Annotated in this window: 14 protein-coding genes; 9 read left to right on the top strand and 5 right to left on the bottom strand. The window is 73.3% G+C overall.

Annotated elements, in window-relative coordinates:
• Positions 1-478: 478 nt before the first annotated feature.
• The 5 genes from ME121_RS26925 to ME121_RS26905 all read right to left on the bottom strand — a co-directional run bounded on the left by ME121_RS26925 (position 479) and on the right by ME121_RS26905 (position 5,648).
• A complete protein-coding gene (locus ME121_RS26925) occupies positions 479-1,807 on the bottom strand; it encodes an MFS transporter (RefSeq protein ID WP_059409924.1) in 1,329 nt (442 codons plus the stop codon).
• 303 nt (positions 1,808-2,110) lie between these two features.
• The gene (locus ME121_RS26920) at positions 2,111-3,037 is read right to left on the bottom strand and encodes a hydroxymethylglutaryl-CoA lyase (protein ID WP_059409923.1); all 927 of its coding nucleotides are present in this window, start codon (positions 3,035-3,037) and stop codon (positions 2,111-2,113) included.
• Positions 3,034-4,227, bottom strand: a complete 1,194-nt coding sequence (locus tag ME121_RS26915) for a CaiB/BaiF CoA transferase family protein (RefSeq protein WP_012320802.1) — start codon at positions 4,225-4,227, stop codon at positions 3,034-3,036. Before ME121_RS26915 ends, ME121_RS26920 begins: the two co-directional genes overlap by 4 nt.
• A gap of 100 nt (positions 4,228-4,327) precedes the next feature.
• On the bottom strand, positions 4,328-5,248 hold the full coding sequence (locus tag ME121_RS26910) for a LysR substrate-binding domain-containing protein (RefSeq protein ID WP_012320803.1): 921 nt from the start codon (positions 5,246-5,248) through the stop codon (positions 4,328-4,330).
• 25 nt (positions 5,249-5,273) lie between these two features.
• Complete coding sequence (locus ME121_RS26905; protein ID WP_012320804.1) at positions 5,274-5,648, bottom strand: hypothetical protein; 375 nt, start codon at positions 5,646-5,648, stop codon at positions 5,274-5,276.
• A gap of 213 nt (positions 5,649-5,861) precedes the next feature.
• Here ME121_RS26905 and ME121_RS26900 point away from each other — a divergent pair, with 213 nt between their 5' ends.
• The 9 genes from ME121_RS26900 (at position 5,862) to ME121_RS26860 (ending at position 14,485) form a co-directional block, all read left to right on the top strand.
• Positions 5,862-6,485, top strand: coding sequence for a LemA family protein (locus tag ME121_RS26900; protein WP_373866324.1), 624 nt, complete (start codon positions 5,862-5,864; stop codon positions 6,483-6,485).
• Positions 6,486-6,519: 34 nt separating this feature from the next.
• Entirely contained in the window at positions 6,520-7,308 is a 789-nt protein-coding gene (locus tag ME121_RS26895; RefSeq protein WP_059409932.1) for a TPM domain-containing protein, read from the top strand.
• Positions 7,298-7,930, top strand: a complete 633-nt coding sequence (locus ME121_RS26890) for a TPM domain-containing protein (RefSeq protein WP_029361370.1) — start codon at positions 7,298-7,300, stop codon at positions 7,928-7,930. Before ME121_RS26895 ends, ME121_RS26890 begins: the two co-directional genes overlap by 11 nt.
• Before the next feature lie 301 nt (positions 7,931-8,231).
• Entirely contained in the window at positions 8,232-9,554 is a 1,323-nt protein-coding gene (locus tag ME121_RS26885) for a glycosyltransferase (protein WP_058621153.1), read from the top strand.
• Positions 9,551-9,790, top strand: coding sequence for a ferredoxin (locus ME121_RS26880; protein WP_012320809.1), 240 nt, complete (start codon positions 9,551-9,553; stop codon positions 9,788-9,790). Before ME121_RS26885 ends, ME121_RS26880 begins: the two co-directional genes overlap by 4 nt.
• Positions 9,787-11,109, top strand: a complete 1,323-nt coding sequence (locus tag ME121_RS26875; RefSeq protein WP_059409922.1) for an NAD(P)/FAD-dependent oxidoreductase — start codon at positions 9,787-9,789, stop codon at positions 11,107-11,109. The genes ME121_RS26880 and ME121_RS26875 overlap by 4 nt, the downstream gene beginning before the upstream one ends.
• On the top strand, positions 11,102-12,343 hold the full coding sequence (locus ME121_RS26870) for a cytochrome P450 (protein WP_059409921.1): 1,242 nt from the start codon (positions 11,102-11,104) through the stop codon (positions 12,341-12,343). The genes ME121_RS26875 and ME121_RS26870 overlap by 8 nt, the downstream gene beginning before the upstream one ends.
• Positions 12,344-12,527: 184 nt before the next feature.
• Positions 12,528-13,703, top strand: coding sequence for a zinc-dependent alcohol dehydrogenase (locus ME121_RS26865; protein WP_059409920.1), 1,176 nt, complete (start codon positions 12,528-12,530; stop codon positions 13,701-13,703).
• A gap of 113 nt (positions 13,704-13,816) precedes the next feature.
• The gene (locus ME121_RS26860) at positions 13,817-14,485 is read left to right on the top strand and encodes an SOS response-associated peptidase (protein WP_053620810.1); all 669 of its coding nucleotides are present in this window, start codon (positions 13,817-13,819) and stop codon (positions 14,483-14,485) included.
• Positions 14,486-14,649 lie beyond the last annotated feature (164 nt).

Genomic DNA, 14,649 nt, shown 5'->3' with positions numbered 1-14,649 from the left:
TCGCGCCCGCTCGGGCCGTCCCGCCCGCCTCGGCCGGTCCCTGCGCCGGGCGCGCGGTGGGCCTCGCGTCTCGGTCCCAGCGGGCTGTCGCGGGATCGGGTCCATGCGGACTTCGGTCTCGACCGCCGGCGGGCAGGGCCGCACCCGTGGCGGAGATCGGGTTGGACCTGCGCGTCGCCGGTCTCGCCGGGCGGATGGCCCGGGAGGTGCCCCGGCCGATCCGCGGCAGCGGCGCGGTCCCGCGGGCGAGGGCCTGTGGTGCGGCCGACCGCGGCGATCCCGACCTCGACCCGCCCCGGTGGACCTGTCGCCGCGCCGGCCGGTCCGTGCCTCGGCCGAGGCGCGCGGCATCGCCAGCCACGCCCACACCGCCCGCCGCTTCAAGGTCCGTCGCGGCCTAAAGCCCCGCGACGACCGCTGGCGGCCCGCGCCGCCGCCCGAGATCCGCCACCCCGGCCACGCCGGGCGGCGGGCCGTCTCACGCCGCGCGGTCGCTCCGGCGCAGGCTCGCCGGCATGGCGAAGAGCGCCAGCCCGGCGGCGACGAGGCAGAGCACGCCGATCCCGTAGAGCGCGGGCGTCGTCGAGCCGGTGAGATCCTTCACCCAGCCGACCATCACCGGGCTGACGATGCCGCCGAACTGCCCGAGCGTGTTGATCAGCGCGATCCCGCCGGCCGCGCCGACGCCGGTGACGAGCTTGGCCGGCAGCGTCCAGAAGGTCGGGATCGACGCGACGATGCCGGCCCCCAGCAGCGCCAGGGCGAACATCAGCGGCACGATGTGCTTGTCGAACAGGCCGGCGCCGAAGAAGCCGAGCGCCGCCGCGATGGCGAGGCCGGCGACGAATTTCGGCCGCTCGCCCGAGGCGTCGGACAGGCGTCCGATCACCACCATGCTGATCGCCCCGCAGATGTAGGGAATCGCCGTCAGGAAACCCACCGAGGCCGCCTGCCCGCCGCTCGCGGTCTTGATCAGGTCCGGCCCCCAGAAGTTCAGCCCGTAGGAGCCGATCTGGAGCAGGAAGTAGATCAGCGCGATCAGCAGGAAGCCCGGCTGCTTGATCGCCCCGATCAGCGAGTGGTCGCCGATATCCCGGTTGTGGTGGGCGATCCGGCTCGACAGGAGCGCCTTCTCGGGCTCGGACAGCCAGCGGGCGTCGGCGATCCGGTCGTCGAGGCGCGTCAGCACGAGCATTCCGAGCACGAGGCAGGGCAGGCCGCCGGCCAGGAACAGCCATTGCCAGCCGGCGAGGCCCCCGACGCCGTTGAGGCCGCCGAGGATCAGGCCCGCCACCGGCGCGCCGAAGATCCCCGAGAAGGCCGAGGCCACGAACATGAACGAGGTGATGCGGCCGCGATGCGAGGCCGGGAACCAGATGGTCAGGTAGTAGAGGATGCCGGGGGCGAAGCCCGCCTCCATCGCGCCGATCAGGAAGCGCAGGGCGTAGAAGTGCCACTCGCTGCGGATGAAGATCATCAGCGCGGTGGCGATGCCCCAGGAGATCATGATCCGGGCGATCCAGCGCCGCGCCCCGACCCGGTAGAGGAACAGGTTCGAGGGCACCTCGAAGATCACGTAGCCGACCACGAACATGCTCGCGCCGAGTCCGTAGGCGACGTTGCTGAAGCCGAGGTCGCTCTGGAGCTGGAACTTGGCGAAGCTGATGTTGATGCGGTCGAAGAACGCGAACATGTAGCAGATCATGATCAGCGGCATGAGCCGCCACGCGACCTTGCGGACGACGCCGGTCTCCGTCACCGCGCCGGTCTCGGCGGCGGCCGGCGACCCGGACAGGGCTGCAATCATGGTTTCCTCCGTGGTGTGTTCTTGAGGGACGTGTCTTGGGCGGTGCCGCCTTCGGACGGGCGGCTTTCGGCGAAGTCAGAGCCGGGCACGGTTCGCGGCACACGACGGCGATGCCACCGTCGCCAAACGGGGCGCGGATCCCCTCTCCCGTACGGGAGAGGGACAGGGCGAGGGTCGGGAACGGTCCGGAGAGGCCGCACCCCTCACCCCAACCCTCTCCCGAACGGGAGAGGGAGCCCGGTGCGTCCGTCAGGGACGGTGGCGCTTCACCGTGGTGTCACGAACGGGCCATCGTGAGCAGGTTCAGGCCGCCCGGGCGGGCGCCGGGTGCAGGTCGCAGGGCCGTCCGGCCTTGGCGACCTGGCCGGGCACGTCGTGGCCGACGAGGCGCGGCAGGTCCCGCGACAGGCCGATCAGCGCCGGGAGGTCGAGGCCCGTCGGCACGCCCATCTCGTGGGCCATGCTGACGAGATCCTCGGTGCAGATGTTGCCGGTGGCGCCGGGCGCGAACGGGCAGCCGCCCAGGCCGCCGAGCGCCGCGTCGAAGCGGCGGGCGCCCGCGTCGTAGGCCGCCAGCACGTTGGCGAGGCCGAGGCCGCGGGTGTTGTGGAAGTGGAGCGTCAGGCGGCCGGGACCGACGAGGGGCAGGACCCGCGCGACGAGGCGGCTCACTTGCCGGGGATTGGCCATGCCGGTCGTGTCGGCCAGCGTCACGCCGTCGACGCCCAGCGACAGGTAGCGCTCCACCTGCGCGACGACCGTGTCGGCGGGCTGCTCGCCCTCGAACGGGCAGCCGAAAGCCGTCGCCACCGTGGCGTTGGTGCTGACGGGGGCGCCGCGCACCGAATCCATGATCCGCGCGAAGCCGGCGATCGAGTCGGCCGGACTCATGCCCATGTTGGCGCGGTTGTGGGTCTCGCTCACAGAGGCGACGAGGTTGATCTCGTCGACCCTGGCGGCGAGCGCCCGCTCGGCGCCCTTCGGGTTCGGCACCAGGGCGACGTAGACGGTCCCGGGCCGGCGCCGGATCCCGGAAAAGACCTCGGCCGCGTCGGCGAGGGCCGGCACCGCCTTCGGCGAGACGAAGGAGGAGACCTCGATCCGGCGGAAGCCGGCCTCCGCCAGGGCGTCGATCAGGCGGATCTTCTCCGCCGTCGGCACGAAGACCGGCTCGATCTGAAAGCCGTCCCGGGTCGCGACCTCCTGGACGATCAGCGCGTCGCCGCTCATGCCACGGCTCCCTTCTCGCGCAGCGCGGCGATGCGCGCCGGGTCGAGACCGAGCTCGGCGAGCACGGAATCGGTGTGGGCGCCGAGCGCCGGCCCCTGCCAGCGGACTTCGCCAGGCGTGTCGGAGAGCTTCGGCACGATGCCGGGCATCTTCACGGCCGTCCCGCCGGGCAGCTCCGCCTGCAGGATCATGTCGCGCGCCTGATAATGCGGATCGGCCACGATGTCGGCGACCGAGTAGATGCGGCCGGCGGGCACGTCGGCGGCGTCGAGGACGGCGAGCGCCTCCTCCACACTCTTCGTCTTCGACCAGTCGGCGATGGTGCCGTCCAGCATGGCCGACTGCTTGGAGCGGCCCTCGTTGTTGCGCAGGGCCGGGTCGTCCGCGAGGTCGGGACGGCCGATCGCCGTCATCAGGCGGCGGAAGATCGGGTCGCTGTTGCCGGCGATGACCACGTAGCCGCCGTCCCGCGTCGGGTAGGTGTTCGACGGGGTGATGCCCGGCAGGGCGCCGCCGGTGCGGGTGCGGACCTCGCCCAGCAGGTCGTACTCCGGGACGAGGCTCTCCATGACGTTGAACACGCTCTCGACGAGGGAGACGTCGATGACCTGACCGGCGCCCTGCCCGGTCTTCACGCGCAGCAGGGCCATCAGCGCGCCGATGACGCCGTGGAGCGAGGCCAGGGTGTCGCCGATGCTGACGCCGACCCGGGCCGGCGGGGAATCCGGGCTGCCGGTGGTGAAGCGGATGCCGCCCATCGACTCGCCGATGGCCCCGAAGCCGGGCCGGTCGCGGTAGGGGCCGGTCTGGCCGTAGCCCGAGATCCGGACCATCACGAGGTTCGGGTTGAGGGCGGAGAGCACGTCCCAGCCGAGGCCGAGCTTCTCCAGGCCGCCGGGACGGAAGTTCTCGACCACCACGTCGGCGCTCGCGGCGAGCTGCTTGACGATGTCGAGCCCCTCGGGCGACTTCAGATTGACGGCGATCGACTTCTTGTTGCGCGACTGCAGGTACCACCAGAGCGAGGTGCCCTCGTGCATCTTGCGCCACTTCCGGAGCGGGTCGCCCTCGCCCGGGGCCTCGACCTTGATCACCTCGGCGCCGAACTCGGCCATCAGCCGCGTCGCGAAGGGCGCGGCGATCAGCTGACCGAGCTCGAGAACGCGGATACCGCTGAGCGGACCGGACACGGCTTTCCTCCATCGTTTGTTGCCCCGGAGATAGGGCCCTTCCGGTGGCCAAGTCCAAACGCCATGCACCACCGTGCGTTCGCCGCCGGAGAACGCACGCTCAGCGACCGGCGGCCCGGAGATGCTCCAGCAGGAGGGCGGCCGCGGGCGGCAGGGCGCCCGGGCGGACCACGAGGCGCAGCGTGCGCGCGGCCCAGGGATCGGTGAGCGGCACCGCCGTGAGGCGCATCGGCGGCCCGAGCAGGGCGTAGACGCGCTCCGGCACGGTGCCGAGCCCCAGGCCGACCTGCGCCATGCGGCAGATCGCGTCGAAGCTCGGCACGTGCATCCGCAGCCGCAGCGGCCGGCCGAGGCGCCGGGCCTCGTCGCGCAGGGCGGCGTAGATCGAGCTCTCCGCGTGCAGCCCGACATGGTCGTAGTCGAGGCTGTCGGCCAGCGCGACGGCGCCGCGGCCGCTCAGGGGATGCCCGGCCGGCATCACCAGGACGAGGCGGTCGCTCCGGTACGGGTAGGCGGTGAGGCCGCGGGTGTCGGTGTTGTCCGCGCAGAGGCCGAGATCGGCGAACCCCTCCTCGACGCCGGCGACGACGCCGCCGCTCGGGCGCTCCTCGAGGTCGACCCGGATCCCGTCCTGCGCGGCCAGGAAGGCCTGCAGGTCCTCGGGCAGGAACTCCACGATGGCCGAGAGGTTGGCGAGCACCCGCACGAAGCCGCGCACGCCCCGGGCGTGCTCGGCGAGTTCCAGGGCGATCTGCTCGGCGCTCGCCAGCATCCGGCGCGTGTGGTGCAGCAGGGTCTCGCCGGCCGGCGTGAGCCGCATGCCGCGCGGCTCGCGGGTGAGCAAGGTGCAGCCCAGCGCGTGCTCCAGTTCGGCGAGGCGCTTGCTGACCGCCGAGGGCGCGATCGCCGCGCGGCGGGCCGCGCCGTTCAGCGTCCCCTCCGCGCAGATGGCCGCGAACAGCCGGAGCGTCTTCAGGTCGAGGCGGCTGAGGGTCGCGGCCGCGGGCAGGTCGGCGGACATCCGGCGGCGCGGTGCGGGCGGGCCGTCAGTCGCGGGAGCCGACCGGCTGGCCGTAGGTGCCGAGGCCGGCCTTGGCCCCCTCGCGGTTGACGAGGCCGAACCGCAGCACCGCCTGCTCCAGGTAGTCGATCGCGTCGACGAGATGGGCGCGCGCCTCGGCGATGCTCTCGTCCCCCTCCTCGACCGGCGTCTCGGCGAGCTTCACGGCGGCGATCAGGACGCGGTCGCGCTCGTCCTCGATCCGCGGATCGCGGGCGAGGTGGCCCCGGACGCGGGCGTCGAACGTCTCGATGACCGACCAGGGCAGCGCGTCCTTGCCGGCCGGCGCCCGGTACGCCCGGGCGTGGCGCCGCGCGTCGGCGCTGGCGGCCCTGACATGGTCGGCGAGTGCTGCATCCATTCCCGGCCTCCGCGGCGCCGCGCCGATCCTCGGCTCGAGGGTCCGAACGTCCGCCGGCGCGGTCCGTTGCCGACGCCTTAGCGGGCCGCGGCACAAACCTTCAAGGCCGGGCGAGCCGGGGCCTTACCTTGGCGGTTCCGGCCCTTATCTCTCGGACTCGTGATCAAGCGGCCGAGTCTCGGCCGGCAGATGGGGGACGATATGGGAACGACGCTGACGGCCGGCGCGGTGCGCCGGACATCGCCCGCGGCGCGCCTCCTCGGCGTGCTCTCGGTGATCCTGGTGGCCGCGGGTCTCTCCGGCTGCGGGGCGGTCAACCGGGTGCCGACGCTGCAGGAGCAGGCCAAATCCTCGTGGAGCGAGGTGCAGAACCAGTACCAGCGCCGGGCCGACCTGATCCCCAACCTCGTCGAGACCGTGAAGGGCTACGCCCAGCAGGAGAAGGACGTGCTGATCGGCGTCACCGAGGCGCGCGCCAAGGCGTCCAGCGTGAAGGTCGACGCCTCCACGGTCAGCGATCCGCAGAAGTTCAAGGAGTACCAGGACGCCCAGAACCAGCTCTCGGGCGCGCTCGGACGCCTGCTGGTGACGGTGGAGAAGTACCCCGACCTCAAGTCGAACCAGAACTTCCTCGCCCTGCAATCCCAGCTGGAGGGCACCGAGAACCGCATCGCGGTCGCGCGGCGCGACTACATCACGGCCGTGCAGGCCTACAACACCGAGGTGCGCACGATCCCGGGCCGCTGGATCGCGGCGATCCTGTATCCCGACGCCAAGCCGATGGAGACCTTCACGGCGACGCCGAACGCCGACCGGCCGCCGAACGTGAAGTTCTAGGGTGGCGCATATGGGCCGGACCGTGTGCCGGGCCATGCCCGTCCGGGGGCGGCACGCCCTGTCGCTCGCCGTCCTGGCAGCCTGCCTGACGATCACCGCGATCGGAGCGCTGGCGGCCGAGCTGACCTTCCCGGCGCTGACCGGCCGCGTGGTCGACGCGGCCGGCATCCTGACGCCGGAGCAGCGCGGCACCCTCGAGGCCAAGCTCAAGGCCCACGAGGACAAGACCTCGGACCAGGTGGTCGTCGCCACGGTGCCGAACCTGCAGGGCACGACCGTCGAGGACTACGCCAACCGCCTGTTCCGGGACTGGAAGCTCGGGCAGGCCAAGACCGACAACGGCGTCCTGCTGCTGGTGGCGCCGAGCGAGCGGAAGGTCCGGATCGAGGTCGGCTACGGCCTGGAGGGGGCGCTGACCGACGCCCTGTCCAAGGTGATCATCGCGGGCGCCATCACGCCGCGCTTCAAGACCGGCGACTATTTCGGCGGCCTCGACGCCGGCGTCGACGGCATCCTGTCGATCCTGGCCGGCGACGCGCAGGAGTGGCAGCGCAAGCCGCAGGTGCGGGCCGACGAGGTCGATCCCGCCCAGGTGGCGGTCTTCGTCGCCCTGTTCCTGATCGTGCTCTTCGTCGCGTGGCGCATGAGCCGGGGCGGCCGGTCGAGGCCCGGCGGCCTCGTCATCCTGCCGGGGCCCGGCTCGGGCGGGTGGGGCGGCGGCTTCTCGGACGGCGGCTCGGGCGGCTCCTCGGGCGGTTTCGACGGTGGATTTTCCGGCGGCGGCGGCTCGTCGGGCGGCGGAGGGGCCTCCGGTGACTGGTAGACGCGCGGCCGTGCTGACTCCGGAGGCGCGGGACCGGCTCGCCCGCGCGGTCGGGCACGCGGAGGCCGGGACCTCCGGCGAGATCGTCGTGATGGTGAGCCGGCGCGCCGGCGCCTACCGCTCGATCGTGCTGCTCACCGCGCTCGTCGCGGCGCTGGTCCTGCCCTGGCCGCTGATCGCCCTGACCGCCTGGACCGCCGCGTCGATCCTGCTGGCGCAGGCGGGCGTCGTGGCGGCGATCCTGGTGGCGAGCCAGAACGAGCGGCTGCGCATGGCCCTGGTGCCGCGCCGCCTGCGCCGCGCCCGCGCCCGCGAGGCGGCCCGGCGGGCCTTCTGGTCGCGCGGCCTGAGCCTGACGCGCCGGCGCACCGGGGTCCTGCTCTACCTGTCGCTCGCCGAGCGGCACGCCGAGATCGTCAGCGACCTCGGCGTCCTGCGGGAGATCCCGCCGGCCGCCTGGGACGGGATCCTCGCCGAGCTGATGCCGGCCCTCGGGCGCGGCGCGATCGAGGACGGCCTGACGACGGCGGTCGCGCGCGTCGGAGCCTGCCTGGCGGAGCATCTCCCGGCGGGTCCGGGCGACCCCGACGAGCTGCCGAACCGGGTCGTCGTGGTCGACTGACGGCGCCCCGACCGTCGCGGCCGGGTGCCGTCAGCCATCGTCCGGACGGAGGACGCGCCGCGTGCCGGCGGCACGCACGATGGCTGTGGCCTGTGACACTCCGATATTGCGTCGGACTTCAACCGGATGCCATGGTGCGGCGCCGCACGAAGCACCCTCCGGTTGTGTAACTGCGCTGGACCGGCCGCGATTTCCCCTGTGAGTCCGGCGCGCCGGGGGCCACGGGGCGCCCGCGGATGAAGGCGTCGGCACCCGAGCAGGGGCGACGCCGGCCCGACCGGCGGCGCTCGAGGAGGCCGTGATGAAGATCCTGATCGCCGCGACGCCGCTCACCGGCCACGTGAATCCGCTCCTCGCCATCGGGCGGACGGCGGCCGCCCGGGGCGACGACGTCCTCGTGCTCACCGACCCGACCTTCCGGCCGAAGGTCGAGGCGGCGGGCCTGCGCTTCACGCCCTACGCCGACGATCACGCGGCCGAGTACCGCGAGACCGACCTGCCGGCCGGCCCGGAGCGCTATCGCCGCGAGTTCGAGCGCCGGTTCGTGGATCCCATGCCGGTCCAGGCCGCCGCCCTGCGGGCGCTGATCGCGGCCGAGGCCCCCGACGTAATCCTGGCCGGCAGCATGTTCCTGGGCGCGCTGCCGCTACTCCTCGACAGCGCGCCGCGGCCGCCGATCGTGACCGTCAACGTCAGCATCCTGTTCCTCGACCGGCCCGACCACGCCCCCGTGGGCCTCGGCCTGCCACCGGCCCGCGACCGGGACGACCTGGTCCGCTACGCCACCCTGAAGGCCGGCATGGATGCGGCCTTCGTCAACCCGGTCCGGGCCTACACGGACGCGAAGCTCGCGGCGCTCGGCCTGCCGCCCCTGCCGGCCTCCCTGCCCCACTCCATCGTGATCCTGCCGGACCTGTTCCTGCAGCCGACCGTGCCGGGCTTCGAGTACGATTACGGCACCCTGCCGCCGGGCCTGCGCTTCATCGGCCTGCTCCAGCCGCCGACGCCGCCCGCGCCGCTGCCGGAGTGGTGGCCGGCGCTGGAGGCGGCGAACGCGGCGGGCCGGCCCGTCGTGCTGGTCACCCAGGGCACGCTGGCCAACGCGGATCTCGGCGAGCTGGTCGAGCCGACCCTGACCGCCCTGGCCGACCGGGACGATCTGCTGGTCCTGGCCACCACCGGCGGTCGGCCCGTGGACGCGCTGGCGGTTCCGGTCCCGGCCAATGCCCGGGTGTCGTGCTTCCTGCCGTTCCGCGAATTGCTGCCGCGGGTGAGCGTGCTCGTGACCAACGGCGGCTACGGGAGCGTCTCGCAGGCGCTCGCCGCCGGGGTGCCGATCGTCTCGGCCGGCCTGACGGAGGACAAGGCGGAGGTGAACGCGCGCATCGGCTGGTCCGGCGTCGGGATCAACCTCGGAACCAACGCGCCGACCCCGGAGGCGGTCGGCGCCGCGGTGGCGCGCGTGCTCGACGAGCCCGACTTCCGCGCGCGCGCCGGCGCGATGCGGGACGCCTTCGCGGCGCGGGACGCCATGGCGTCGATCCTGACCGCGGTGGACGATCTCGCGCGCGCCCGGGGCAAGGCCGATAACGGGGCCGCGCGCCCGCTCGCGAGGTCGGCATGAAGCCGGCCTCCGACACCGCGGCGCTCCGGGTCGTCGTGGATCTCAACCGCTGCCAGGGCTACGCCCAGTGCTGCTACGCCGCGCCGGACGCCTTCGCGCTCCGCGGCCACGAGATCCTGTTCTACGATCCCGCGCCGCCGGCCGAGCGGCGCGGCGCCATCGAGCGGGCGCTGCAGGCCTGCCCGGTCCGCGCCATCAGCCTCCAGGCCGGCCCGGACGACGGGGGCGCGCCGTGACTCCCGAACCCGCCGGCATCGTCGTGGTCGGGGCCTCCCTCGCCGGCCTGCGCGGTGCCGAGGCGCTGCGGCGGGGCGGCTACGACGGGCCGCTCACCCTGGTCGGCGCCGAGCCGTACCGGCCCTACGACCGCCCGCCCCTGTCGAAGCACGTGCTCGCCGGGGAGCTCGCCGCCGACGCGACCCGGCTGCCGGAACTGGCCGAGCTCCGCGCCCGCTGGCGTCTCGGGAGCCCGGCCGTCGCCCTCGACCGGGCGGCCCGCACGCTCCGGCTCGCCGACGGGTCGGCGCTCGCCTACGAGTCCCTGCTCATCGCCACCGGCGCCGAGGCCCGGCCCTGGCCGGCCGAGACCGGTGGCGGGCTCGCCGGCATCTTCACCCTGCGCGGGCGCGACGACGCGGCCGCCCTGCGGGACGCCCTGGTGGCGCGCCCGCGGCAGGTGCTGATCGTGGGCGGCGGCCTGATCGGCTGCGAGGCGGCCTCCTGCCTGCGCGATCTGGGCCTGCCCGTGACCCTGGTCGACCCGAACGCCGCGCCCCTGGCCCGGGGTCTCGGGACCTTCGTCGGCAGCGTGATCGCCGAGTGCCTGCGCGCGTCCGGCGCCACGTTCCGCCCCGGCGCGACAGTGCGGGCGTTCGAGGGCGACGCGTCCGGGCACGTCGCCCGGGCCCGCCTGGCGGACGGCAGCACCATCGAGACCAACCTGGTCATCGTTGCCCTGGGGGCGACCCGGGCGACGGGCTGGCTGCGGGGCGCGGGCCTGCGCGCGGATGCCGGCGGCGTGACCTGCGACGCGGCCTGCCGGGTCCTCCACGCCGACGGGGTGCCCTGCCCGGACATCTACGCCGCGGGCGACGTCGCCCGGTGGCCGATCCCCCTCTACGGCAACCGCCTGATCGCCGTGGAGCACTGGGGCAACGCCGTCGAGCAGGCCGCGCACGCGGCGCGCAACATGCTGGCCGGGCCCGGCGACCAGCGCCCCTACGGTCACCTGCCGGCCTTCTGGTCGAGCCAGTTCGGGATCAACATCAAGCTGGTCGGCCTCCCCGACGGGGCCGATTCCGTGGCGGTGGTGCAGGGATCCCGGGCTTCCCGCCGCTTCCTCGCCGTGTACGGCCGCGCCGGGCGCAGCATCGCGGCCGTCTCGTTCGATCAGGCCCGCTGGCTGCCCGCCTACGCGGAGGCGATCACGGCCGGCGACCCGTTCCCGCCGATCACCGACGCCACCGACCGGCCGCGCGTCGAGATGGCGGTCCCGGGCTTCCCGCCGCACCGAGCCGCCCGGGCGCGGCCTTCCGCCGAGACCGTCCATGTCTGACGACGCGCTGTTCGCCGCCGTGATGGATCCGGCCAACCGGGCCGACCCGTACCCGCTCTATCGACGGATGCGGCAGCAGCCGGTCTCCCGCCAGCGCGACGGCAGCTACGTCGTCTCCACGCACGCGGCGATCCGCAGCCTGCTGTTCGACCCGCGGCTCAGCTCCGAGGACCTGCCGCCGCCACGGCGGCCCCGCACCGGCAACCCGCTCAAGGACCTGATCCTCAACCCGATCAAGAACCGCATCAGCGCCACGCACCGCCCGTTCATCTTCCGCGACCCCCCGGACCACGACCGCCTGCGCAGCCTGGTGATGCGGGAATTCTCGATCGCGCGGGTGCAGGCGCTGCGGCCGCGGATCGCCCGGGAGGTGGACGGCCTGATCGACGCGTGCCGGCAGCGGCGGGAGGTCTGCCTCGTGAGCGACCTGTCCTACCCGCTGCCGGTGACGGTGATCTGCGAGCTGCTCGGCGTGCCGCGCGCGGACGAGCCGCGGTTCCAGGCCTGGGCGACGCAGCTCGCCACCGCCGTGGAGCCGGACGCGCGCCACGACGACGGGACCCGGCGCCAGATCGTCGGCGCCTTCGACGAGATCGCCGCCTACATGCGCGACCTCATCCGCGAGAAGCGCCGCCGCCCGGCGGACGACATGCTGAGCGGCCTCGCCGCCCCCGGCCCGGACGGCCGGAAGCAGATGAGCGACTTCGACCTGCTGTCGACGGCGGTCCTGCTGCTGGTCGCGGGTCACGAGACCACCGTGAACCTCATCACCAACGCCATGCTGACCCTGCTCCGGCATCCCGAGGAGCTGGAGCGGCTCAAGGCCGATCCCGAGCGGGCCCCGCGGCTGATCGAGGAGGTCCTGCGCTACGAGCCGCCGGTGCATTTCCGGACCCGCAAGGCCCTCGGCGCGATCGCGGTGGCCGGCGAGATGATTCCCAAGGGCGCGCCCGTCATCCTGATGTTCGCGGCCGCGAACCGCGATCCCGACCGGTTCGCGGCGCCCGACCGCTTCGATCCCGACCGGGGCGACATCGAGCATTTCGGCTTCGGCGGGGGCCTGCACTACTGCGTCGGCGCACCCCTGGCGCGGCTCGAGGCCGAGATCGCCCTGGTTGCGCTCAGCCGCCGCCTCGTCGCCCCGCGGCTCGCGGTCGATCCGCCGCCCTACCGGCCGGGCGCGTCGCTCCGGGGGCCCGAGCAGCTGCGGATCGGCATCGACGGCGTCGCCTGACCCTGGCCGTGCCCGCGCGACTCGTGAAGCGGCGGTAAACGGGTCTGTTTCACGTGAAACATTCGTAAACCCCTTCGCCCCGAGGCGGGGCGCGCCGCCGCCGGAACTTGGCCGTGCCGAAGCGGGCTTTACGGGAGAACGGCCGAGTTGGCCGCGACCCCGAGAGCTTCCGGAGACACGACGCATGAAGGCACTGTGCTGGCACGGCCGCAACGACATCCGCTGCGACACGGTCCCAGATCCGGTCATCGAGGATTCCCGCGACGTCATCATCAAGGTCACGAGCTGCGCGATCTGCGGCTCGGACCTGCACCTGATGGACGGCCTGATGCCGACCATGAAGAGCGGCGACGTCCTCGGCCACGAGTTCATGGGCGAGGTCGTCGAGGTCGGACAGGGCTTCACCAAGTTCAAGAAGGGCGACCGGATCGTCGTGCCCTTCAACATCAATTGCGGCGCGTGCCGCCAGTGCAAGCTCGGCAACTACTCGGTCTGCGAGCGCTCGAACCGCAACGCCGAGATGGCGGCCGCGCAGTTCGGCTACACGACGGCCGGCCTGTTCGGCTACTCGCACCTCACCGGCGGCTACGCGGGCGGTCAGGCCGAGTACGTGCGCGTGCCCATGGCGGATGTCGCGCCCATGAAGGTGCCGGACGGCATGGACGACGAGTCCGTCCTGTTCCTCACCGACATCCTGCCGACCGGCTGGCAGGGCGCGGAGCACTGCGAGATCCGGGGCGGCGAGACGATCGCGGTCTGGGGCACCGGCCCTGTCGGCATCTTCGCGATCCAGTCGGCGAAGATCATGGGAGCCGAGCGGATCATCGCCATCGAGACCGTGCTCGAGCGGATCGCCCTCGCCCGCAAGGCCGGCGCCACCGACGTCATCGACTTCATGAACGAGGACGTGTTCGAGCGGATCAAGGAGATCACCAAGGGCCAGGGCGCCGACGGCGTGATCGACTGCGTCGGCATGGAGGCGAGCGCCGGCCACGGCGGCCTCACCGGCATGCTGTCGACGGTGCAGGAGAAGCTCACCGCCACCGAGCGGCCCTACGCGCTGGCCGAGGCCATCAAGGCGGTCCGACCCTGCGGGATCGTCTCGGTGCCCGGCGTCTACGGCGGGCCGATCCCGGTCAACATGGGCTCGATCGTCCAGAAGGGCCTGACCCTCAAGAGCGGCCAGACCCACGTGAAGCGCTACCTCGAGCCGCTGACCAAGCTGATCCAGGAGGGCAAGATCGACATGACCTCCCTGATCACACACCGCTCGCAGAACCTCGCGGAGGGGCCAGACCTCTACAAGACCTTCCGCGACAAGAAGGACGGCTGCGTGAAGGTGGTGTTCCACCTGAACTGAGGCGACGGCGCCCCGGCCACGGATCGGCCGGGGCATTCCCTCCGCCCGGCTGGTCGCGGCGTCCCGGACGCGTGTAGAGCCGGCGCCGTGCTCACCAACCGTCCGGGACGTCCATGTGCAACCTCTACAGCCTGCGGACCGGCCCCGCGGACCTGCGCCGGGCCTTCGGGATCGCTGAGGATCGCACCGGAAACCTTCCGCTGTTGCCGGCTATCTTTCCCGACCAGCTGGCGCCGGTGGTCCTGAACGGCGCGACCGGCCGGGACCTCGCGATGATGCGCTGGGGCATGCCGGGGCCCAAGGCGTTCGGCGAGCATCCGATCACCAACGTGCGCAACGTCGCGAGCCCGCATTGGCGGCCCTGGCTCGGGGTCGCCCATCGCTGCCTCGTGCCGGTCACCGCCTTCAGCGAGTACGCCGACACGAAGCCGCGCAAGACGCCGGTCTGGTTCGCCCTCGACGAGGACCGGCCGCTCTTCGCCTTCGCGGGGATCTGGCGGCCCTGGACCGGCGTGCGGGGCACGAAGCGCGAGAACCCCGACCGGGTCGCCGAGGAGCACCGGCTCTTCGCCTTCCTGACCACGGAGGCGAACGGCGTCGTCGGGCCGGTCCATCCCAAGGCGATGCCGGTCCTGCTCACGAAGCCGGAGGAGTGGGCGACCTGGCTGGAGGCGCCGACCGCGGAGGCGCTGCGGCTCCAGCGCCCGCTCCCGGACGCCGCGATGCGCGAGGTCGCCCGCGGCGCCCGGTCGGACGGGCCGGAGGCCGAACCCGAGGCGTGACCGGCGCTAGCCGCCCGCCGGATCGCCGGACGACGCCTCGGGGGCGGCCGACCAGCCGCGGGCCCGCCAGCGCGCCACCACGGCGGCGTTGAGCCGGGCGATGCGCGCCCGGTGCGCCTCCCAGAACGACAGCGGCCTCGCCGGGACGGCGGCGACGCGCGTCC

Origin of the sequence: Methylobacterium sp. ME121 (genome assembly GCF_000974725.1) — a bacterium.
Classification (GTDB): domain Bacteria; phylum Pseudomonadota; class Alphaproteobacteria; order Rhizobiales; family Beijerinckiaceae; genus Methylobacterium; species Methylobacterium radiotolerans.
Note: the sequence above shows the minus strand (reverse complement) of the source record. Positions and strands in the feature narration are given on the sequence as shown.